This window comes from Aquiflexum lacus, assembly GCF_015476655.1.
Classification (GTDB): Bacteria; Bacteroidota; Bacteroidia; order Cytophagales; family Cyclobacteriaceae; genus Aquiflexum; species Aquiflexum lacus.
Window position 1 is genome coordinate 86,159 of sequence record NZ_JABFHF010000004.1, and the last position, 23,444, is coordinate 109,602.

General features: G+C 40.0%; 11 protein-coding genes. All 11 read left to right on the plus strand.

The features are described 5' to 3' along the window. Positions 1–15: 15 nt before the first annotated feature. The 11 genes from HMJ38_RS05325 to HMJ38_RS05375 all read left to right on the plus strand — a co-directional run bounded on the left by HMJ38_RS05325 (position 16) and on the right by HMJ38_RS05375 (position 23,442). Positions 16–3,414, plus strand: a complete 3,399-nt coding sequence (locus HMJ38_RS05325) for a sensor histidine kinase (protein ID WP_194973338.1) — start codon at positions 16–18, stop codon at positions 3,412–3,414. 64 nt (positions 3,415–3,478) lie between these two features. Continuing rightward, positions 3,479–6,928 carry a two-component regulator propeller domain-containing protein gene (locus HMJ38_RS05330; protein ID WP_194973339.1) on the plus strand — a complete coding sequence of 1,150 codons (3,450 nt, stop codon included), beginning with the start codon at positions 3,479–3,481 and terminating at the stop codon, positions 6,926–6,928. Between the two features lie 279 nt (positions 6,929–7,207). After that, positions 7,208–9,058 carry a cation:proton antiporter gene (locus HMJ38_RS05335; RefSeq protein ID WP_194973340.1) on the plus strand — a complete coding sequence of 617 codons (1,851 nt, stop codon included), beginning with the start codon at positions 7,208–7,210 and terminating at the stop codon, positions 9,056–9,058. A gap of 224 nt (positions 9,059–9,282) precedes the next feature. After that, entirely contained in the window at positions 9,283–11,682 is a 2,400-nt protein-coding gene (locus tag HMJ38_RS05340) for a poly(ethylene terephthalate) hydrolase family protein (RefSeq protein WP_194973341.1), read from the plus strand. A gap of 253 nt (positions 11,683–11,935) precedes the next feature. Further along, complete coding sequence (locus HMJ38_RS05345) at positions 11,936–14,146, plus strand: tetratricopeptide repeat-containing sensor histidine kinase (protein ID WP_194973342.1); 2,211 nt, start codon at positions 11,936–11,938, stop codon at positions 14,144–14,146. Between the two features lie 192 nt (positions 14,147–14,338). After that, entirely contained in the window at positions 14,339–14,734 is a 396-nt protein-coding gene (locus HMJ38_RS05350) for a response regulator (RefSeq protein WP_194973343.1), read from the plus strand. Between the two features lie 18 nt (positions 14,735–14,752). Continuing rightward, positions 14,753–18,343, plus strand: a complete 3,591-nt coding sequence (locus HMJ38_RS05355; protein ID WP_194973344.1) for an adenylate/guanylate cyclase domain-containing protein — start codon at positions 14,753–14,755, stop codon at positions 18,341–18,343. A 100-nt stretch (positions 18,344–18,443) separates the two neighbouring features. Next, positions 18,444–20,225 (plus strand): patatin-like phospholipase family protein, encoded by a 1,782-nt coding sequence (locus HMJ38_RS05360; protein ID WP_194973345.1) that lies wholly within the window; start codon positions 18,444–18,446, stop codon positions 20,223–20,225. Positions 20,226–20,255: 30 nt separating this feature from the next. Further along, positions 20,256–21,644 carry a sensor histidine kinase gene (locus HMJ38_RS05365; RefSeq protein ID WP_194973346.1) on the plus strand — a complete coding sequence of 463 codons (1,389 nt, stop codon included), beginning with the start codon at positions 20,256–20,258 and terminating at the stop codon, positions 21,642–21,644. A 173-nt stretch (positions 21,645–21,817) separates the two neighbouring features. Then, on the plus strand, positions 21,818–23,062 hold the full coding sequence (locus tag HMJ38_RS05370) for a sensor histidine kinase (RefSeq protein WP_194973347.1): 1,245 nt from the start codon (positions 21,818–21,820) through the stop codon (positions 23,060–23,062). Between the two features lie 5 nt (positions 23,063–23,067). Continuing rightward, a complete protein-coding gene (locus tag HMJ38_RS05375; RefSeq protein WP_194973348.1) occupies positions 23,068–23,442 on the plus strand; it encodes a response regulator in 375 nt (124 codons plus the stop codon). The last annotated feature ends 2 nt before the right edge of the window (positions 23,443–23,444 follow it).

The following is a 23,444-nucleotide window of genomic DNA, read 5'->3' on the forward strand; positions in this document are numbered from 1 at the left end:
AAAACCAAAAAGTATATGCACATTAAATCAATAGTGCTGGCGCTGCTTATTATTATACTAATTCGGGAGGAAATCAATGCTCAAGATAATTCGAGGCGAATACCATTTTTTGAAAAATGGCCTCTCATACAAGATCGGCAAGGATATATCTGGTATGTCGATAATGCTGGAAATATCGGCAGATGGCTTTATGGTGACCCCCAAAGTGATGCAGATATTTTGGAAGAACTTTCAGGTTGCGATTTTGTCAATATTGTAAAGGAAGACATAGAAGGAAAAATATGGATATCAACCGGGTGCAGGTTTTTACGTTTCGATCCCATCCTTAAAGAGTTTGATGACATCCAACAGGCGATTTATGATCAAACAAATTATAGGCAAACTCATACGGAATCATGGTATGAAGATCCAACGGGTACGGTTTGGTTTGGAGGCAGTGCATTAATAAGTTATTCGCTAAAAACAAAAGAAATCAACACCCTTTTTCCTTCAGACGGTGATGGGGTAAGATTCAATTTATTTGGAGGGACTGGTCATACTATTTGGCTATCTGGCTTAGAGAGAAAAAGAGGTTTAACTTTCAGCCAATATGATCCCGAAGAGAAAAAGGTTGTCCGCACGTTAAACTTTGATCTTGCAAATTCTAATGTTGGCAGGTATATGACAGCATATGTAAATACTGAGAAATTATTAGGTACTCAGGACGAATCTTACTTGGTGTATATCGGAGGAACCGTTCACGAGTTTAACCCTAATGCCGGCACACTAATCTTGTTGCCGGTTCCCGCCACTTATGGTCGTCCCAATGGCATCAGTAGCAATGCTACCGAAAACTATATCTCCACAAACAAGGGAGCTATATTGAAATTAGATCCATCCACCAAATCATTTGAACTTGTATGGCAGTACAAGGAAGGAAAAGAAATTGAAGCTATTATCCCCGCAAAAATAGGAGCTAACGCAATCGTCTGTGTAGAAAATGGTTTGTATCCTCTTGATGGTCGCACCTCTTTGTTCGAGAATGCGATGGAAATGAATGATTCCTTAGCACGTCAGTTATCATTTAGAGGATTGAACATTATAAACGGTAAAGCCTATGTTAACTTTAGACGAGGACCAGTCGCATTAAATCAAAAATATCTGAACGACTCTATTCAAATTAGACCCGCCTTTCAATATCCTGATGGCATGGCGTATATGATTGGCTCATTACCCTCCACAAGTCAATTTTGGGTGGCAGTTAGATATTATCCTTTTCAACATCCGGATTTGCATCCTTCCCTTAATTTATGCGACAGCACCGGAAAAATACTTAAATCTTACAATGACCCGGTTTTGGATTCTCTTGTCAAAACAGGCGTATTTATGCAAATACTTTCGGATTCCATTCGCAATTCATGGTTAATTATGACAAATGGTAAAATCGGAAAGTTTGATAGGAAGGAAGAAAAATTCGAAATACTGAAGGCCCTTAAGTCGTTTGGTTTGTTTAATCCCAAAGTCGTATTGGACAACAAAAATAATTTATGGGTCGGAAGCCGTGCCAATGGATTGTTTCAATACGACCATACAAAAAATGAGTACTTAGAGTATCGTCATGACCCAAATGATTCAAACTCTATAAGCAGCGACAATGTTAGTGCATTGTACACAAGTCTATCAGGACAGATATGGGTAGGAACTACCAACAAGGGTATTTCTATTTTTAACCCTTCCACAGGAAAAGCAACACATCTCACTAGAAAAAACGGTTTGCCTGAATTGATGATTACGGATATTACCGAAGATCGAAATGGTGTATTCTGGGTGACGACACGCCAATTCCTTTGCAAATGGGAACCTTCCGAAAATCGTTTTATCGTTTTCAGAAATCAGGACGGTATTGCATTTGATGCATCATTTGTCGAAAAGGTTTTTTTTGAGGAAAAACAAGGTTTGATGTATTTAGTGCACAGCGAAGGTATCCGTTCGTTTAATCCTGACAGTATTGGAAATTATCATTCTTTTGTCCCCCCTGTACTTCTCACAGATTTTTCAATTGGGAATAAGAAAGTCAATGTTGGATCGGATGATGCCGTGTTGCCGAAGGCGATCAATTTTATGCAAAAAATCAATCTACGGTTTTCACAAAATAAATTCACTATTCAATATGCGGCAGTTGATTATTATGGAAATGTAGAGTATGCCTATCGGTTAGTTGGATTTGATGATGACTGGCAATTTGTAAAGCATAAAACGGAAGCGATATACACCAATATCCCCCCTGGTAACTATAAGTTTCAGGTAAAAGCTGCAAACCATCAGGGCTATTGGAGTGAGGTACGTGACCTTGCTATCAAAATTAGGGCACCATGGTACCGCACATGGTTGGCGTATGGAATTTATGCTTTATTCATGGTTGGACTAGTCTGGAGAATTCACTTGATCCAAAAAGCAAGAACCATCCGAATAGAACGTGAAAAAACCAAAGACAAGGAACTTGCACAGGCAAAAGAAATTGAAAAGGCTTATTCAGAACTCAAATCCACCCAAGCCCAACTCATCCAATCCGAAAAAATGGCCTCTCTTGGAGAACTCACAGCAGGCATTGCCCATGAGATTCAGAATCCTTTGAATTTTGTCAATAACTTCTCGGAGGTAAGTGCGGAGTTGGTGGACGAAATTAAAGAGACAAGAGCCAAGAGCCAAGAATCAAGACCTAAAACCGAAGAGGATGAGATAGAAGATGAAATTCTGGAGGATATTAAACAAAACCTGGAAAAGATTAACCACCACGGCAAACGTGCTGATGCGATAGTGAAAGGGATGCTGGAGCATAGTAGGTCGGGTTCAGGAGAAAAGGAATTGACCAATCTGAATACTCTGGCCAAAGAGTACCTGAACCTCGCCTATCAGGGTTTCAAGGCCAAAAACAAAGATGTTGAGATAGAACTCAAAACTGATTTTGAATCTTCCCTTCCCAAAATTGAAATCGTCCGTTCAGATATCGGCAAGGTGTTGTTGAATATTCTGAATAATGCTTTTTATGCTGTAGGGACACATACCCTGTCCCTACAGCCAATGGTCTCCGTCTCCACTAAGCTGCGGGAGGGCTCCCCTTTAGGCCTGTCCCGAGACCTCGGGAGGGCTGGAGGCAGCGAGAGGAAGTGGGTCCAAATCTCAATCAAAGACAACGGCCCCGGCATCCCCTCAGCCATCAAAGACAAAATTTTCCAACCTTTCTTTACCACCAAGCCGACCGGACAAGGGACTGGATTGGGATTGAGTTTGAGTTATGATATTGTTAAGGCGCATGGGGGAGAGATCAGAGTGGAAAGCAAGGAGGGAGCATTTTCTGAATTCACTATACTCCTTCCTGTGACTTCTACTTCCCAAGTTGAACCTATCCCTTTGGCTAAAGAATCTACCAATTAAGTTACTGCTTTAGTATAATGAGTTAAAGAAAGCATATCAGGCTATCTATTTGACAATAAGTATCATGAAAATAATCTTCCTTTTTATCCGATTCATTCTCTTCATTCCCCTGTTGCTGATTTTCGGACTTCCTAGTTATGGGCAACAGCCAGTTTTAAACAAAGTCAGCCCACCCGCTGAAATCAATTGGGAGGCAATTACCGGCCTTTCTCAGGATCAACAAGGGTTTCTTTGGTTGGCATCGGTGGACGGATTGCACCGATATGATGGAACTCGCTTTGTCTCCTACTACCACCATGCGGACGATGATAATTCAATCGCAGCAGATAGGCTTGAATCTATATTCATTTCTAAAAGTGGCATTATTTGGATCGGAACCTTTGAAAAGGGGCTTGACAGGTTTGACCCTAACACCAAAATTTTCACCCATTTTTCCCATAATCCAAAAGATTCCACTAGTTTAAACAACAATACTGTCACGGCCATTCTGGAAGACGCTCAAGGAATCCTGTGGGTGGGCACTCATGGTGGACTACATCGATTCCACCCAGAGAGTGGTACCTTTACCCGATACCAACACAATCCTAAAGATCCGACCAGCTTAAGTCATGATAAGGTGAGGGTCTTATATCTGGATAAGCAAGAAACATTGTGGATAGGAACAGGCAGCCCTTGGGAATCTAAACCGGGAGAAGGCGGTCTTAATAAGTTCAATCCGGAAAACAGCTCCTTTACCAGATACATGAACAGCTCAATGGATTCAAAGTCAATACTCGAAAATAGAATCACCGCTTTATTCGAGGACAGTCGTGGCACCTTTTGGGTAGGCACTTATAATGGGCTGCGCACTATGGATCGGGAAAAAGGGACCTTTACCAGCCACCAATACGACCCCGAAAATCCCGAAAAATTGAGCCCGGCTCCAAATTTTAGGGGTAATCCTGCACACATTTCGTTCGTCCACGAAGATGTAACGGGAGCCATTTGGATAGGCAACTGTTTTAACGGATTAAGTCGCTATGAACCCATAACGGAAAAAGTGCAGCATTTTGCCGCTAGAACCCAAAATCCGAATGGTTTGAAGAATAATGATCTCTGGAAAGCACAAAGCACAAGGGAAGGGGTAATTTGGATGACCACACTGAGTGGTGATTTATACCGGGCGGACCCATTGGCTGTAAGCATTTCCCATCATTTAACTGATGGTGTTGTTAATACTTTAGTTGAGGATAACTTTGGAATTGTTTGGACCGGTACGGAGAATGGTTTAAAACTATATGATTTGCATACTGGAAAAATCCAGAAACCAGAAGAGGTATTATCTTTTCCGCCACCCCTAACCAGGGACCCCGTAAATGCCCTTCTTGTGGATCGGAAATTCAACATTTGGATTGGGGGAAATGAGGTTTGGCAATACGACATTACTAATCAAACCTATAAATCATATCCATTTGAACCAAAAGGTGCTGAAGAAGCTGGTCAATATGTTGTATATGTGCTTTATGAGGACCGGGAAGGAATGCTTTGGGCTGGAACCTCACAAGGCCTTTTTCAATTGAACCCTAAAACCCATTCCATTACCGCATTTACCCATGATCCCCAAAATCCTCAAAGCTTAAGCAACAACAAGGTTTATACTCTTCATGAGGACCATTTAAGCAATATTTGGGTGGGAACCGCTGCTGGAGTCAACATACTAAACCGAAAAACAGGCAAATTCAAGAGGCACTTAGCAAACAACAGGCAGACAATTTTTTCTATTTTGGAAGATGGTTCGAATACACTTTTGATTGGTTCCTTATATCATGGTCTATATACCTATGACCAACAAAAGGACGAAGTTGTTCGCTTCAAAGATAAACAGACCGGTGTTATTAATCGGACAAGGGTTCTGGGCATGGTCCGGGATGACCACGCAAATGTGTGGGTTAGCACCGTTTCAGGATTGGATAAAATTGATAAATCGGGAAAGATAGTGGCCACTTATGGGGTAGAAATGGGCCTAAACTCAGGAGCCTTTACAGGGGTTACTTATAAAGGAAGACAAGGAAATCTTTATTTCTTTGATACAACAGGTTTTTACACTTTTAATCCGAAAGATATGAAGCATAACCTTCATCCACCTCAAGTGGAGCTGACAGGTGTTCGTCTTTTTGATGAACCGGTTGTACTGGGAAAGTTGGGTCCCTGGGCTATGCCAGTTGGAAAGAAGGAGGAGATCAGGTTTAACCATAAACAAAACGTATTCACCTTTGAATTTGTAGCTATTCACTTTACCAATCCGGAACAGAACCAGCAGTTTTTTATGCTGGAGAATTATGATACCGATTGGCGCCCGGCCAATGGGCTGCATTCGGCAGCTTATTATAAAGTCCCCCCGGGCAATTATGAGTTTCGGGTGAAAGCAGCCAGTAGTGAGGGAGTTTGGGCTGAAAAATCCATTGCCGTCACTGTTCTCCCACCTTGGTGGCGCACCTGGTGGGCCTACGGATGCTATGGGTTGATGGGAGCGATGGTTATATTTGCCGTTGACCGGACTCAGCGCCGGAAGATCCTTCACAGGGAACGGGAGAGGACTCGGGAGGAAAAACTTGCACAGGCAAAAGAAATCGAGAAGGCCTATGGTGAACTTGGAAAAGCTCACCAAACTCTAAAATCCACCCAAGCCCAACTGATCCAATCCGAAAAGATGGCCTCCCTTGGTGAGCTCACCGCCGGTATTGCCCATGAGATACAGAATCCTTTAAATTTTGTGAATAACTTCAGTGAGGTAAGTGCGGAGTTGGTGGACGAAATTAAAGAGACAAGAGCCAAGAGCCAAGAATCAAGACCTAAAACCGAAGAGGATGAGATAGAAGATGAAATTCTGGAGGATATTAAACAAAACCTGGAAAAGATTAACCACCACGGCAAACGTGCTGATGCGATAGTGAAAGGGATGTTGGAGCATAGCCGGACAAGTCCAGGAGAGAAAGTACTTACTGATATTAATGCTTTGGCGGATGAATACCTTCGCTTGTCATATCATGGAATGCGGGCTAGGGACAAGTCTTTCAACGCCGACTTTATCACTGATTTTGATCCAAACCTTCCAAAAATCAGTGTGGTGTCACAAGATATCGGTAGGGTGCTGCTGAATATTATCAATAATGCGTTTCAAGCCACACACGAACTCTCCAAGGGTTCAGAACCCTGGGAGAGTTTCAAGCCTCGAGTAACCGTAACCACTAAGAAGCGGGAAGGCTCCCCTTCAGGCCTGTCCCGAGACCTCGGGAGGGCTGGGGGTAGCGAGAGGACGTGGGTAGAAATCTCAGTTCAGGACAACGGCCCCGGCATCCCCTCCTCCATCAAAGACAAAATCTTCCAGCCTTTCTTTACTACCAAGCCTGCAGGGCAGGGAACAGGTTTGGGGTTGAGTTTGAGCTATGATATCGTGAAGGCTCACAGCGGAGAGTTGAAGGTGAAGAGCAAGGAAGGAGAAGGGAGTGAGTTTATTATAAATTTACCAGCTTAATCTTATGTAAATAAGTCCTATAAACATGCTGTTAAATTAATTATATGATTTTGAAAACCTGCCTGTGGTTAATTATTTCGGGCAGTATTTTTTAACTATTCAAACGCTAAAGAACAAGAAATAAACCTTGACTTCTTAAAGATTTTAAAGGCTTCTTTAAACAAAAGCTTAGATTTTATGATATACTATGTGTTTAATGTCCTGCAAGAAAGTTGCTTATTTTAATAAAAGCTGTTTCTTAGTGTTCTTATCAATATTTAATTACCGCCAATAGATCGTATGCTGGAATTAGCAGGAATAATTATTTTGGGAATATTCGCACAATGGCTTGCATGGAGACTTAAAATTCCCTCTATCCTGCCTTTGATTCTGATAGGCCTCTTTGTAGGACCAATATCTTCTCTTTTTACTGATGAAAGATCGCAATGGATCCAACCGATATACCAAGGAAATTATGGGCTTTTCCCTGACGAAAACCTGTTTAATTTTGTTTCTCTGGCCATTGGAATTATCCTTTTTGAAGGAGGATTAACCTTACGGAGAGGAGAAATAAAAAAAGTGGGGCCGGTCATTGGCAAGCTCATCAGTGTGGGTTCGGTGGTTACTTTCATAGGGGCTGGGTTGGCTGCCCACACATTGTTTGATTTCAGCTGGCGCATTTCATTTTTATTTTCTGCCTTAATTATTGTGACGGGACCTACTGTAATTAATCCTATTCTGAGGAATATTCCATTAAAAAAAGACGTTTCAGCAGTTTTGAAGTGGGAGGGAATTCTTATTGATCCCATCGGGGCCTTAATTGCGGTTTTGGTCTTTAACTTTATCAGTGTTGAGGGCGATGCAGGCTATACCGGACAGGCTTTGTATGATTTTGGAAAAGTGGTTGTCGTAGGATTGTCTTTTGGGACTGCTGCAGGTTACGCCCTTTATTATTCGATCAAGAACAAATGGGTTCCTCATTATTTATTGAATGTAGTGGCATTATCCTTTGTCCTATTCACTTTTGTTTTTAGTGACCTTTTGGCACATGAGTCAAGCTTGTTGGCAGTGGTGGTTATGGGCATGTTTTTGGGCAATAGTGATCTTCCAAACCTCAAGGAATTGATCGATTTTAAAGAAACCTTGAGTGTATTGCTGATATCCATTCTTTTTATTTTGCTTTCTGCCAATATCAATCTGGATGAACTGATTTTGATTTTTAGGTGGGAAACAGCCATTTTGCTGGCTATTATCATATTTATCATCAGACCATTGGGGGTGTTTCTGAGTACTACCAACTCTCCTCTTGGGACTAATGAAAAGTTATTTATCAGTTGGGTCGGTCCAAGGGGAATTGTGGCTGCTGGTATAGCCTCTCTTTTTGGAACAAAACTTACCCAAGCAGGAGTTGAAGGGGCGGAATATATCACGCCGCTAGTCTTTTCTGTAGTGCTGATAACCGTACTATTGAATGCGACCACAGCAAGATTATTCGCTTCCGTGGCTGGCTTGATCAAAAAATCTGATGGTGTATTGATCGTAGGAGCTTCGAAGGCATCCCGTTTAATTGGGCGCTACCTACAAGAACATGATCGGCATGTGGTTCTCGCAGATACCAACCGCATTAATTTAGAAAGATGCAAAAGCATAGGATTGGAAGCCATATATGCCGATATCTATTCTGATGACCTGGATGAATACCTCGAATTAAACGACATGGGATTCCTCCTGGCAATGACCGGAAACGATGATATCAACAAACAGGCTATTGAAAGGCTTGGGTCTGAATTTGGGGAACATGGTTCTTTTAGACTGATCAATTCCGAGGAAATGAAATCCGAAAAAGAACGGGCTTCCGAAGAACTCTTTTCAAAAACCCACGATTACGTTAAGATAACTACGGTAGCACGGCAATATCCTTTTATCCATGAAATCCCGATAGATTCAAATGATTCTTTTTCGCACCTATTGGAAGCAATTGAAAAAGACGATAACGCCATAGCGATATTCATGAAAGACAAAAATGGCAATATCGAAGTACTCGCCCACTCTGAGAATTTAATTATAGAAAAAGGTTGTCGCTTGGCATACTTGGGCAAAGCCATTGATTTGAAAAACAAGGATACGAATACATTGGTGAAAGAATATTGAGGTAATGGATCAGTTATTCCAGTAGTTAACTTTTTCCAGAAGGATGCCGGCAGGGGACACAGTTACTACATTTATCATACAACTACCTACCAGATGAAATTGTGTTCCATCTGAAAGCCCAAAGAGGAGAATCGGTCAAGAAATTCGTTACTATTTTTAAAAAGGATTTTAAACAAAATATATTATAAAGGACAGTTTACTATTTTCACTTATTTTTCCCTCACATGAAGAAACGTTTTAAAAAAATCCGGGAATGGATTAAGGTAAAAACCCAGCTGGTTAAACCTGGTCCCAATGCCGTAAAAGGTGCTGCTTGGGGTTTGGCCTTGCTTTCCTTATTCATCTATCTGCTGTTCATCATATTTTTTGCAATCAAAGACCCATGGATTTTGGTACTTGCTTTGTGCGTTCTCGTAGTAGCTGTTTTGTTTGCCTTTATTGGTCGTTGGATATTTAAGCTGCTGCTCTCCTTTCCGAAAGCACTTATATTGTCCCTGCTCTTCTCCATTCCTATCTGGTTTGTTTCTTTGTCTTTTCAGTTGATCCTTTTATTGACCGTTTTATGGATTGGATTATTGCTGGGGGCTTCTTTTGGAGTTTTTAAATATACTGGCTATTCCAATTTGACCTGGCCAAAGAAATCCATCCTTCTGATTGGATTGGTTCTAGGTTTTTCAGGCTTAGTGGCCGCAATCTATTTTTATCAATCAAAGGGCTTTGAAATGGACCCGCCAATAAACGCGGCCATTTATGCGGAAACTAACATCCAGCCATTACAAATTGAATCTCCGGCCGAATATGGGCCTTATGCTGTCGGCACTTTAAATTATGGCAGTGGGGAAGATAAACACCGCATTGGATTCGGGGAAAAAGCAGACCTCAAAACAAAAGCAGTCAATGGATTGCCGTTTATAGACAACTGGAAAGGCATCAGTGGTTGGTGGCGGGAAAAATACTGGGGTTTTGATGAAAGTAACCTGCCTTTGAATGCCCGGGTTTGGTATCCGGAGGGAGACGGTCCTTTTCCCTTGGTATTAATTGTTCATGGCAACCACCTCATGCAGGATTATTCAGACCCAGGCTATGCCTATTTGGGCGAGTTACTGGCTTCTCAAGGTATGATTTTGGTTTCGGTTGATCAAAATTTCATCAATGGTTCCTGGTCTAACCTTTTTGGAAACTTGGAGAAAGAAAATGATGCCAGGGCATGGCTGTTGTTGGAGCATTTGAAGCTGTGGAGACAATCGAAAGCGGATGCAGAACATCCTTTATTTGAAAAAGCTAACTTACAAAATATTGCCTTGATCGGACATTCCAGAGGTGGAGAAGCAGTAGCACATGCCGCACTTTTTAACCGGCTGCCCTTCTATCCCGATGATGCATCAGTGGCATTTGATTACAATTTTTCCATAAAATCCATTGTTGCCATTGCCCCGGTAGATGCCCAATACATGCCAAGTGACCGCAAAACCAGCCTTGAAGACATCAACTATCTCGTCTTTCATGGTGCTCAGGATGGGGATGTCACTTCCTACATGGGTGCTCAGCAGTTTAATCGGATAAGTTTCAAAGACAGAGATACCTACCATTTCAAATCAGGCCTCTACATCTATGGCGCTAACCATGGGCAATTCAACACCTCTTGGGGGAAAAATGATATAGGCTCACCGTTTTTGGGGCTGCTCAATCTCCAACAATTGATGTCCGGAGAATCCCAACGAAGCATCGCCAAAGTATACATCAGTGCCTTTCTTCAAGGTACTTTAATGGATAAATTTGAATATCTGCCTCTATTCAAGGATGCCCGGTATGGCAAAAATTGGTTTCCTGAAACAGTTTACCTGAGCCAGTTTGAGGATTCACAAACGCATTACATCTGCGATTTTGAGGAAGATTTTGACCTGAGTACCACTACCCTCGATCATGGAAAAATAGAAGCCAGTAACCTTACCGTTTGGAAAGAACAGGAACTGAGTCTCAAACCGGGAAAATCAGGCACAAAAGCAGCCGTATTGGGCTGGCATTACGAAGCGGCATTGAAGGATTCCATAAACCTGAAATCCATAGGTACCGATTTTCCGGATTCGCTGATAGCCAATTATACCATTTTATTGGATTCAGGATTCAAAGCATTAAAATCGAATGATCTATTGGTTTTTTCATTGGCTGAATCTTCAGAAGAAAGCAATCCCAAAAGCCAAGGAAAATGGGTAAAAGCCAAAGAGAAGGAAAACGACAAATACGAGGATGAACCTGAAAAAGAAACTTCAAAATCCAAGAAAGGCAAAAAGGATGATAAACCCGAAAAATATCCCATAGACTTTTCCATCGAATTGGAGGATTTTGAAGGTCAAAAAATCAGATTTCCACTGAGCACCTATTCAGCCCTACAAAACCAATTGGAAGTAGCCATCTGGAAATCGGATTTTATCAAAGGGGACAAGCAATCAGAAATGGTTTTTCAAAAATTCATCTTCGATTTGGATACATTTAAGCAACTTAACCCTGATTTTAACCCCAGTCGCCTGGCCTTGATCCGGTTTGTTTTTGACAGAAGCCCCAAAGGAGTGGTAATCCTTGATAATTTGGGTTGGATGAATCCCTTTCCTGAGAAAAAGAAATAATTCTACCAAGGCCTAAAATTCAATGGATGTTGAGCGTTTTAGTTAATTTTTAGTCAAAATGTAATTTTTGACCATCCTCAAGGAATCAAAAATTGGTTTACACAATAAATTCCAATGAAATTCAGTGATCTACAAAAATTATCCGTTCTTGATGATTATATTTCCTTGTTTAAATAAAAAAACAAGAACTTTGGACAAAAAAAGTAAAATAAGCGTTGCTGAAAATGAATCACTTAAATTATTTAACTGTCAAATGATGCCTATTAGGTTTGTTCTGGGTTTAGTTTTGTCACTCACTTTTATTTCGGAAAAAAGCTTTTCCCAAACACCGAGAGCAGATAGTCTTTTAACAGTAGTCAATTCCTCGTCGGATGATAGTTTGAAGGTTAGGGCCTATTTGGATTTGGGTCAGGAATTTTTGAGTTCAGACATCAGTCAAGCGATCCATTACCTTGATGATGCCATTCTTATAGCCCTTAAAATCGATTATAAAAAGGGGCTGGCAGATGCTTATAATTTACAAGGAAGGGCATTGGCCAATCAGGGCAATTTCCAGGATGCTATTTTTATAAACAGACAATCTTTAGCTGAATATCAAAATCTCAATGACAAAGCCGGAGAAGCTAATATTCTAAGCAACCTAGGGTCTATTTATTACAGAATGGGAAACAGTAGCAAAGCCTTGGAATATCATTTTCAATCCCTCAAAATTTCTCAGGAAATCGATAATAAATTAAGAATTGGAACTTCATATAATAATATTGGTACAGTTTATCAAAAATCCGAAAGTACGCTTGATGATGCATTGGATTCCTACAAAAAAGCTTTGGATGTTTTTGAGCAAATAGATTATGAAGCCGGAATTTCCACAGTGGCCATGAATATTGGAGAAATCTATTTTTTGGAATTTAAATACGATTCTGCCATACAATACCATCAAGTAGCCTTGGAAATTTGTGATGGGACTATTGATGCACCTTTTCCACTTACCCAATTGGGAGAGATATATGGTATTTTGGGTGAATTCGAAACTGCAAATAACTATCATAGAAGGGCATTGGGCATTTCAGAAAAACTGGATGCTAAATTTGATCTTACCCAAAGTCTTATCGGTTTTGCAAAAACCCAAAAAAGACAAGGGGATTCCCAACAGGCTATCAGAACATTGGAAAGGGCAAGAGTTCTTGCGTTAGAGATCGATGCCAAAAACGAATTAAAAGATGCTTATGAGGGTTTATCTGAATTATTTGCATTGACTGGTGATTACAAAACCGCTTATGAGAATGAGATCAATGCAAAATCTATAAAAGAGGAAATTGCAAAATCCAGCACGGATGAGATGATCAGGCAGCTTCAGTTTGAATTTGAACTGAGCCAAAAAGAAGCTGAAATAGAACTCCTCCAAAAAGACACGGAGTTGAAAAATGCAGCAGTATCCAATCAGCGGATTGTAATTTTTGCAGCATTTGGGGGCTTGTTCATGTTTCTTTTTATCAGTATTTCGCTTTTCCGTAACAACCTGAGCAAGAAAAAAGCCAACCGCCTACTCCAAGCCCAAAAAGAAGAGATCCATGCCCAAAGGGAAAAGGTTGAATTGGCTTTAGATCAATTGAAATCCACCCAAGCACAATTGATCCATTCTGAGAAAATGGCTTCCCTAGGTGAACTTACCGCAGGCATTGCCCACGAAATCAAGAATCCCTTGAATTTTGTGAACAATTTTTCAGAAGTAAGTTATGACATGATTCTGGAGATACAGGAATTGAGAAGCAAACAGGACACCGAAAATCAACCCTCTGAAACTCTAAAAACAGAAAATGACAAATTGGAGGATGAACTTTTGAGAGACATTAGGATTAATCTTGAAAAAGTAACGCATCACGGGCAGCGGGCCGATGCCATTGTGCAAGGAATGTTAGAACATAGTAAGATCCGTCATGGTGAGAAGGAACCGACTGACCTTAATGTACTTGCAAAAGAATATTTGAATTTGACCTATCAAAGTTTCAAGGCCAAAAACAAGGATGCAGACATCAAACTGATTACAGATTTTGATACATCAATTCCAAAAATCGAGATAGTACGACAGGATTTCGGACGGGTATTATTGAATATCATCAACAATGCTTTTTACGTCCTTAACAAAAAAAATGGAACTCAAAACGAAGACAAGCTTCCTACGCTAACCCTTACGACTTCTTTCTACACCAACCCTCAAGGATTAAAAGGTGCAAAAATTTCCATCACCGACAACGGACCTGGAATTCCTGATAAGATCAAAGGTAAAATTTTTCAACCGTTCTTTACCACAAAACCTACCGGAGAAGGTACCGGATTAGGTTTGAGTTTGAGTTATGACATCGTAAAAGCAAATGGTGGAGAAATTAAGGTATTTTCAGAAGTTGGAAAAGGAACTACTTTTTTGATTGATGTGCCTGCCCATGAAGGCGCAAATGAAGCATAGGTAAAAACTTACATAAAGTTGCTTTACTTCGAAAAATATTAATGAAAATTGCTAAATTGTAGTCCAGAAATAACACCATAATTACCAAAAACCTGTATTTAAAATTAAGTTGAGAGTTTATTGCTCTTCAGCTTTTAAAAAGAATTATTTGTGTAAATAATTAAATTTTAAATTCACATAAATTAAAAAAAAATGAAATTTTTAGTGGTTGATGACGAAAAGGATGTTGAGTTATTGTTTCAACAAAAACTCAGAAAAGAAATCAGAAATGGTTCCATTGAGCTAAAGTTTGCTTTTTCAGGAAATGAAGCGCTTGAAATCATGGAAAAAAGTGAATCAGAAGAGGTGATGTATATTTTTTCTGACATCAATATGCCAGGAATGACCGGACTTGAATTGTTGGATAAGTTAAAAGCAAAATTTCCTCAAATACCTGTAAGCATGATCTCAGCGTATGGTGACGCTGAAAATTATGAAAAAGCCATCGAATTGGGGGCAAAGGAGTTTTTTGTAAAACCGATCAACTTTGAAAACCTGAAAGTGGAATTGAACAAGATCATTGAGGATAAGGAACCTAAAAAAGAATAGCCTTCAGTGCTAATCTAAATGGAAAAACATCCAGATTTTCAAGGTATCTCCTCTCTTTATTTGATTCCTTGCTATACTTTCATTTTGGTGCTTTTTATCTTCTATTCCTGTACAAAAAAGGATTCTCCTTTTAGGTCGGTTTCAGAAGAAATCATTACAGATAAACCTTTTTCAAACCCAAAAATAACTTATATCTCAGAGCTCCCGGATTCTCTCCAACCTACAAAATCTCTCCTCAGCGAAATGCCCAAACCCAGGGTGATACCTGTCCCAAAACAAAAAGGAAATTCCTACGAAAGAACCAATATAGCAGGAGAAAGGCAAATTGTAGAACTCGAACCTCCTCAACTTTACTCCCTCCCTGTTTTGATCGATGAAAATGGCCTCACCCCATTAAATGAGCAAGGAATTCCCTATTTGATCGGTAATGGGGGCAAAGGTCAATTTAAGAATTATACTTCTGAGGATGGTTTAGCTGCTGATATGATCCGAAGTATCCTGATTGACAGCAGAGGTGATTTATGGATAGGGACATTCGGAGGGGGGGTCAGCCGTTTTGATGGATTGGAATTCAAAAACTTCACCGTGGATCATGGCTTGCCCAATGAAGCCATTGTACGGATTTTTGAGGATAGCAATGAAAACCTCTGGTTTGCCTCCAATACTGGAGGTGTCAGCAAATATGATGGCAAAAAGTTCACCAAATACAGGACATTTGAAGGCATGTCCTCAAATATTATTTGGAGTATGGGGGAAGACCTGGAAGGAAACATCTGGTTTGGCACCTATGATGCGGGAGTAGTCAAATATGATGGAAATTCATTTACTACAATCGGTTCTGAAGATGGACTGGCCGGAGATTTTATCTTGGGGATAGATAAAGATTTGGAAGGGACGATGTGGTTTGGGGGAATTGCGGGGCTTAACAAGATGTCCGGAGAAAAAATCGAAACTTATACCATCGATAATGGTCTCCCCTCAAATGCTTTACTGACTGTTAAACAGCAAAAGAACGGTCCCTTGTGGTTGGGTACAGTTTTGGGATTGAGTAAGTTTGATGGCAAGGGTTTTAAAAATTATTATGTAGAAAATGGCCTTGCAGATAACCTTGTTTGGGGTATTGCTGAGGAATCATATAAAAAATTGTGGCTGGCTACTGCTTATGGTATCAGTTCATTTGATGGGCATGAATTCAAATCCTATACAACGGCAACAGGACTTTTGGATAACGGAACCCGCGATATAGCTATAGAAGAAAATGGTACAATCTGGATTGGGACAGAAGAGGCGGGTTTGAGTAGGTTTGAGGGAGATGCTTTTACCAATTTCACCAAGAATGAAGGTTTAAAAGAAACCGCAATAATCGATAATATTTTTCAAGATAGGGAAGGCAATATTTGGTTTGGTTCTGTTCTTGGTTTACACAAATATGACCAATATTCATTCACTGCTTTTAGTAGAACTCAAGGAGGGCTAATTGAGAATACAGTCAATTGTTCCTATCAGGACACAAACGGAGAATATTGGTTTGGAGGCCCCATTGGTATTTCTCGTTTTGATGGAAAAAGATTTCTTCATTATGGCCCAGAACAGGGGTTTCATGACAAAAAAGTATTGGATATCACACAGGATGAACGGGGAATTTTCTGGTTTGCCTTGGGTAATGGACTTTCCAGTTTCAATGGTGAGGAATTTAAATTTTATCAATCAGGAAATGGAGTCCTTGAGGAGATTAAGGAGATTTTTATAGACAGTTTTGGTAACTTCTGGATTGCTTCTTGGCATGGACTTACACTTTTTGAAAATGGAATGTTCGCACATTATGGTCCAGAACAGGGTTTACCAATTTTGGTTGGAGATATATCCCAAGATGAAAATGGCAACCTCTGGTTAGCTACTTCAGAAGGAATTGCCTTTTTGGATTCGGATCAACTCACGCAATTAAAAAACAATCCATCCAAAAAACTTGATTTCAGGCATCTGACCAAAGAAGATGGTCTTGTGGAAAAACAAGCATTTCAGGTACTTCCGTTACCGGAGGGGAAAATAGCGGTGGGTTCAGCAAAGGGAATTCAGTTATTTGACATTCCTTCCATGGGAGAATCGAATTTTTCCAAAATAGTTGGATCTGACTGGTATCATATCAGTACAGGATATCCGGTAAAAGAGATCAACCCGGCTGGAAAAAAGACCATGTTTTTGGATAGGGATGGAATAATCTGGGCTGCAACAGAAAGTAGTAACACTGGTTTGGTAAGGTTTGATTACAAGACAATCCATAAAAGAAAGAATAAACCTCAATTAAAATTAAAAGACATCAGGCTAAACGAAACACCTGTATCCTGGCATTCCATAATCTCAAATCCCTTAGAGATCGAAGAAAAAGATTCTGCCAATACCGTAGCTGTCCATGTGGAAGAAATGCAAAAATTGGGTGTAAAACTAGATACACAAAAGCGGGATTCATTGGCAACACATTTGGCTGGTGTCAGGCTTGATGATATCAGCCCTTTTTATTTCATCCCCCAAAAACTTGTCCTTCCCTATCGGTTCAACCGGGTGACTTTTGAATATGGCACCAATGAGCTTTCTCATCCTAACTTGATCGAATACCAGTATTTTCTGGAAGGATATGACCGGGACTGGAGTCCTGTGAACAATGAACCTAAAGTCACTTTTGGGAATATCCGGGAAGGAAATTATACTTTCCAGATTAGGGCGAGATATATAGGTGTAGTGGAGGAGGGTGCTAATGATTGGACAGAACCTTTAACCTATAGCTTTAGCGTATTGCCTCCTTGGTACCGTACTTGGTGGGCTTATTTGATATATGCCTTGGGATTTATTGGAAGCTTAAGATTTTATGTCAAACGGAGGGAATGGGCCTTGAAAAAACGGCAGGAAGAACTGGAACATACGGTGGATGTCAGGACAGCCGAACTGAGGGCAGAAAAGAAAAAATCCGATGATCTTTTATTGAATATACTTCCGGAAGAAGTGGCAGAAGAACTCAAAGCCAAGGGAAGTGCCGATGCCCAATTAATCGATGAGGTCACTGTGCTTTTTACAGATTTCAAAGGGTTCACCCAATTGTCTGAAAAACTCAGCCCAAGAGAATTGGTGGCAGAAATAAATGAGTGTTTTTCTGCATTTGACTATATCATGCAAAAACACAAAATTGAAAAAATCAAAACGATCGGAGATGCCTACATGGCCGCGGGAGGATTACCGACACCCAATCAGACGCATGCTAAAGATGTGGTCAATGCCGCTTTGGACATTCAGGAGTATATGAAAAACCACAAGTTGACCAAAGAAGCCAAAGGTGAACTGTTTTTTGAGATCAGGATTGGCATTCATACAGGTCCTGTAGTTGCGGGAATTGTAGGAGTAAAAAAATTCCAATATGATATCTGGGGAGACACTGTAAATACTGCAAGTAGAATGGAAAGTAGTGGAGAAACCGGAAAAGTCAATATCAGCGGAACTACCTATCAAGAAGTAAAGGAGTTTTTTAAATGTAGTCACCGTGGCAAGATCGCCGCCAAAGGAAAGGGAGAAATAGACATGTATTTTGTAGAAATAATTGAACCAAACCTTATAAAATAAGGCAAAACAGAAAAAACACACTATTATGAAACAGTTTTTGCTTTAATTTTACCTTTTTCGAAAAAATCCACATAAATTAAAAAAAATAAAGTCAATGGAAATGAAAAATAAATTTGATGATCATTACCGAGAGCTCCTTAGCAATCTTTTTGGGGAGATGGAAGAGAGTAGCCTTAAGCAAATTTTTGAAGGAGGCAAAAAAATAGAACTTGAAGCTGGAGATTATTTATTCAGACAAGGTGACAGCCAAAATGAACTTTTCATAGTATTGTCAGGGAGGCTTCGTGCCATCAATGAGGATAAAGGTGGGACGGTTATTTTGGGTGACATTGCCGAAGGCGAACCTGTTGGTGAAATCGCACTTTTTACCAATGAGCCCCGTATGGCTGCGGTCATTGCGATCAGAAAATCCATTGTACTTGAAATCAGTAAAACCGAATATCATAGTGCAGTAGCAAAAAACCCGGAATTTGCATCAGCCTTGACAAGGTTTGTGATCAACCGGATGAGGAGAAATGTCCTTGAACAAAAAGTAGAGGCCATCCCAAAAAACATCGTCATCATCCAGCTTCAACAAGACTTAAATATTGACTATTGGGTATCAGAAATCAAAAACAATCTGGAAGCTATGCACATTCCAATCCAGGTATTGGGTCAGGAAGAAAAAGGAGAAAAAAACTACAAAGAACTTCCTGAGCTTTTGGAACAACATAAAGGGGTCAATTTGATCGTATGCAGTGGACAGGATCCTGATTGGTCCAAGCAATGCCTCCTTTATGCTGATCTGGTGATTTTAGCTTCTTACTTTTATGCGGATTCGAATCTTTATGATATCGAGAAGGAGCAGAAACTTTATGAGAATAATATCCTAAACAGGAAAAAATACTTATTGCTATTACATCCTGAAAATGTAGACCTTCCTGAAAATACCGCTAAGTGGTTTAAAGACAGAAATATCCATTTACATATTCATGCCCGTAAAAATAACAGCAGGGACATGCGCAGGCTATGTAGGATTATCACCAATCAGGCCGTGGGCTTGGTTCTAGGTGGCAGTGGTGCAAAAGGCTATGCTCATGTCGGAGCAGCTCAAGCACTATTGGAAGCCGGAGTGGAGATAGATTTTGTTGGGGGAAGCAGTGCAGGGGCACTTTATGGTATCATTATGGCCTTTGCTGATTTTCGACAAAAAAGAATTGAGGCAATATGCCAGCAATCCGCAGAGAGTGACCTGGGAATAAACGATTTCTTTTTGACCTTTTTTGCGAAAAACAGTACCCAAAAAATTGAAGAGTTTTCCAAAAATGTTTTTGGCAGTACCGCTTTGGAGGATATTTGGGTTAATTCGTATTGCGTATCAACTGATATGACAAACAACGAGGTTAAAATCCATAGTACCGGCAAGGTATGGCAGCAAGTGCGGGAAAGCTTTTTATCTCCCGGAATCTTTCCTCCTGTAGTGGTGGATGATCAGGTGTATATGGATGGTGCCATGGCAGATAATATTCCCATAGACCCCATGTACCGATACCCTGTCAAAAACATCATTGCTGTTTCTCTTTCAGGATCAGAACCAGAAAAAGTGGATTTTAAAAACGTCCCTTCGGTTTGGGATCAAGTGAAAGGCAAATTTGCGAAGAAAAAGAGATATGATAATCCTGTCATCACCACTGTAATGGTCAACTCCATGACTTTCAATTCCCGACAGCGGGAAGAGATCAATAAATCCAAAGTATCTCTCTTTTTTGAAATCAACCTGAGGGCAGTCAGTCTTCTGGATGACAGTAAATGGAAGCGGGTTGTGAAAAAAGGCCATGATCAAACCAAATCTTACCTAGATGAATTGCCTGTAGAGGAAAAATTCTGGTTAAAATCTTCCTAATGGACAATTTTAAAAATAAAAGATAGGTTTATGGGTTTCGAAAATGTCATTGCATTTATCTTCTTGTATTATCTGCGCAGGCAGTTGAAAACAAAGGAAATCCCTGAGAGATGGAGGCAGCCAATAAATTACGGACTGATCATCGTTGTCAGTTTAGCCATTTTGGCGGGTTCCGGTCTTGTAAATGATCTGCTTCTCAAATTTTTAAGCATTCTGCTGATTTCTTACATTGTCTACAATATTTTCACCCATCCGGAATTTTCGGGAACAAAATCATTGGTCTATGCAGCACTGCCTTTAATCGCTGTATCCTTAATCAGAGATATTTTTGAACTGGCCATGCCTGAATTTTTCAAGACTTGGGATAAGGTATTCGACGTTGCCTCATTCTTTGCCTTTATCTGGTTGGTAGCAATGTATATCACGTATAGAAAGCAGAAAAAAGCACTTTTGGCTGAGAAAATCAAGGCCTTGGAAAGGGAAAAAGAATTTCAGATCACCCAAACTCTAAAGGCAAAACTTGAGGTAGATGTAGCGGAAAGGACAGCAGAACTGGTCAAACAGAAAGAAGAACTTGAAAAAGCACTGGAGGAGTTGAAATCGGCGCAGGCCCAATTGATCCAATCGGAAAAAATGGCCTCATTAGGGGAACTGACAGCTGGAATTGCCCATGAGATACAGAATCCTTTGAATTTTGTCAATAATTTTTCGGAGGTAAGTCAAGAATTGATTGATGAAATGCATCAGGAGTTAGAGAGCGGTGACCTAGAAGAGGTTAAGGCTATAGCCCTAGACATCAAACAGAATCTGGAAAAAATCCATCATCATGGTAGTCGTGCAGATAATATAGTCAAGGGAATGCTACTGCATAGCCGTTCAAGTTTGGGAGAAAAAACCCCAACTGATATCAACATGTTGGCTGATGAGTATCTCAGACTTTCTTATCACGGATTGAGAGCAAAAGACAAATCTTTCAACGCTGATTTTAAAACCGATTTTGAGACCAATCTTCCAAAAATCAATATTGTCCCACAGGATATTGGTAGGGTAATGCTCAATCTGATCAACAATGCCTTTTATGCAGTCAATGACCAACGAAAAAAGGCAGAGAATTCAGACTTTAAACCCTCGGTAACGGTAAATACCTCGATGAATGAAAAAGAAAATAAAATCATAATTAAAATTGCAGATAATGGTCCAGGCATTCCTAAACAAATGAAAGATAAAATATTCCAACCTTTCTTCACCACCAAACCCACAGGACAAGGTACGGGTCTAGGTCTCTCACTGAGTTATGATATTGTGAAAGCCCATGGAGGGGAACTTAAAGTCGAGTCTCCCGCTAAAGAAGGAAAAGGCCTGCCTACCCTGTCTAACGGTCAGGCAGGAACAGTTTTTATTGTTACACTACCTATTTAAGAGATATTTGAAAAAATCGGTCGTCTGCTGGAATTTGTCATCATTATGCAAAACATGTGAATTTGGAAGCCCATCATAGGTAAAGAATCACCCAAGATTTTCCATTAGAACCCAATAAGTAGTTAAATTTCAATGCAATTGTGTATTTTACATAAAAATTAAACTATGGTTTAATGATAACGAAAACCACCACACCCAAGATAGTTTTGATACAGAGGTTTTTCTTTTTAATAATATTTTTCCTAACACCATTCTTGGTGCCAGTACATGCGTCTGCTCAATCCCATCCTGAACCGGGGCTTCCGTTTATATCAACCTACGCCTCAAAAATCTCTATTGCCCCGCGCCATGTGTGGAGCGTGATACAGACCGGAAGAGGAACTATGTGTTTTGTTGCAACCTCCGGTCTCACAGAATTGGACGAGGAAACCTGGACACAAAACTATTGGTATGCTACTTGGCAGGCATTTGTGATATACCTGATCATACTTGTTTTTTTGATGTTCTTGATCAATATGTTTCAAAAAAGACAGTTATTGGCCAAAGTCCATGAAGAAAACAGAGAAAAAGAACTGAAGCAAGCAAGGGAAATCCAAAAAGCCCACGAGAATCTCAAAACCATGCAAGAACAATTGATCCAACAGGAAAAACTGGCAAGCTTAGGACAACTGACTGCAGGTATAGCCCATGAGATCAAAAACCCATTGAATTTTGTCAATAATTTCTCCGAACTAAGCTTGGAATATATTGAAGAGATTTATGAGGAAATGACAAAACTTGAACAAAGTGAAATCACAGAAGACATCAGGGCTTTGTTGGAAGATGTGAAGTACAATCTACAGAAAATACTACAGCATGGTTCACGGGCAGATGGCATTGTCAAATCCATGTTGATGCACTCAAGGGGAGGAAAGGGAATCATGGAACTTACCGACCTCAATGAATTGGTAAAGGAATATGTCAATCTGGCTTTTCATGGTATGCGGGCAAACAAAAATCCGATCAATGTGGATATACAATTACAGTTGGACGAAAAACTACCGAAGGTCAATCTCAATCCGGAAGACTTCAGCAGGGTAATTCTCAACCTCTGTAAGAATGCCTTTGATGCCATGAGGGATAAAACCATAGATAACACTACCGGTTATCTGCCCAGGTTAATTGTAAGTACCAGAGAAATGGGAGATAAGATTTTTTTGGAAGTTGAGGATAACGGACCGGGAATATCCGAAGAAAATAGAGGAAAATTGTTGATGCCTTTTTTTACCACCAAAAAAGGAACAGAAGGAACGGGCCTGGGATTGAGTATCACCCATGATATTGTCAAAGCCCATGAAGGAACTCTTGAAATAAATTCGGAAGTAGGAAATTTTACCCGTTTTAGTATTACTTTAATGAACACTCAAAATAAAGATTGAATGGTATGAAAATTTTAATAGTTGATGACGAAAAAGATGTTGAAATGCTCTTCCGGCAAAAATTCCGTAAAGAAGTCCGAAATGGGGAACTTGAACTCGTATTTGCTTTTTCCGGTGCAGAGGCAATAAATATTTTGGAAGAATCTGATCCACCAAAAGTAGTCTATGTGTTTTCTGATATTAATATGCCAGGAATGACAGGGCTTGAATTGTTGGATAAGGTCAAAAAACGTTTTCCCCAAATCAATGTAAGTATGATTTCGGCTTATGGCGACAGCGAAAACTTTAATAAAGCGATTAATTCCGGTGCGAAGGAATTTTTTACCAAACCCATTGATTTTGATTCCCTAAAAAAAGAAATAAAAGAATTATTGAATTGAAG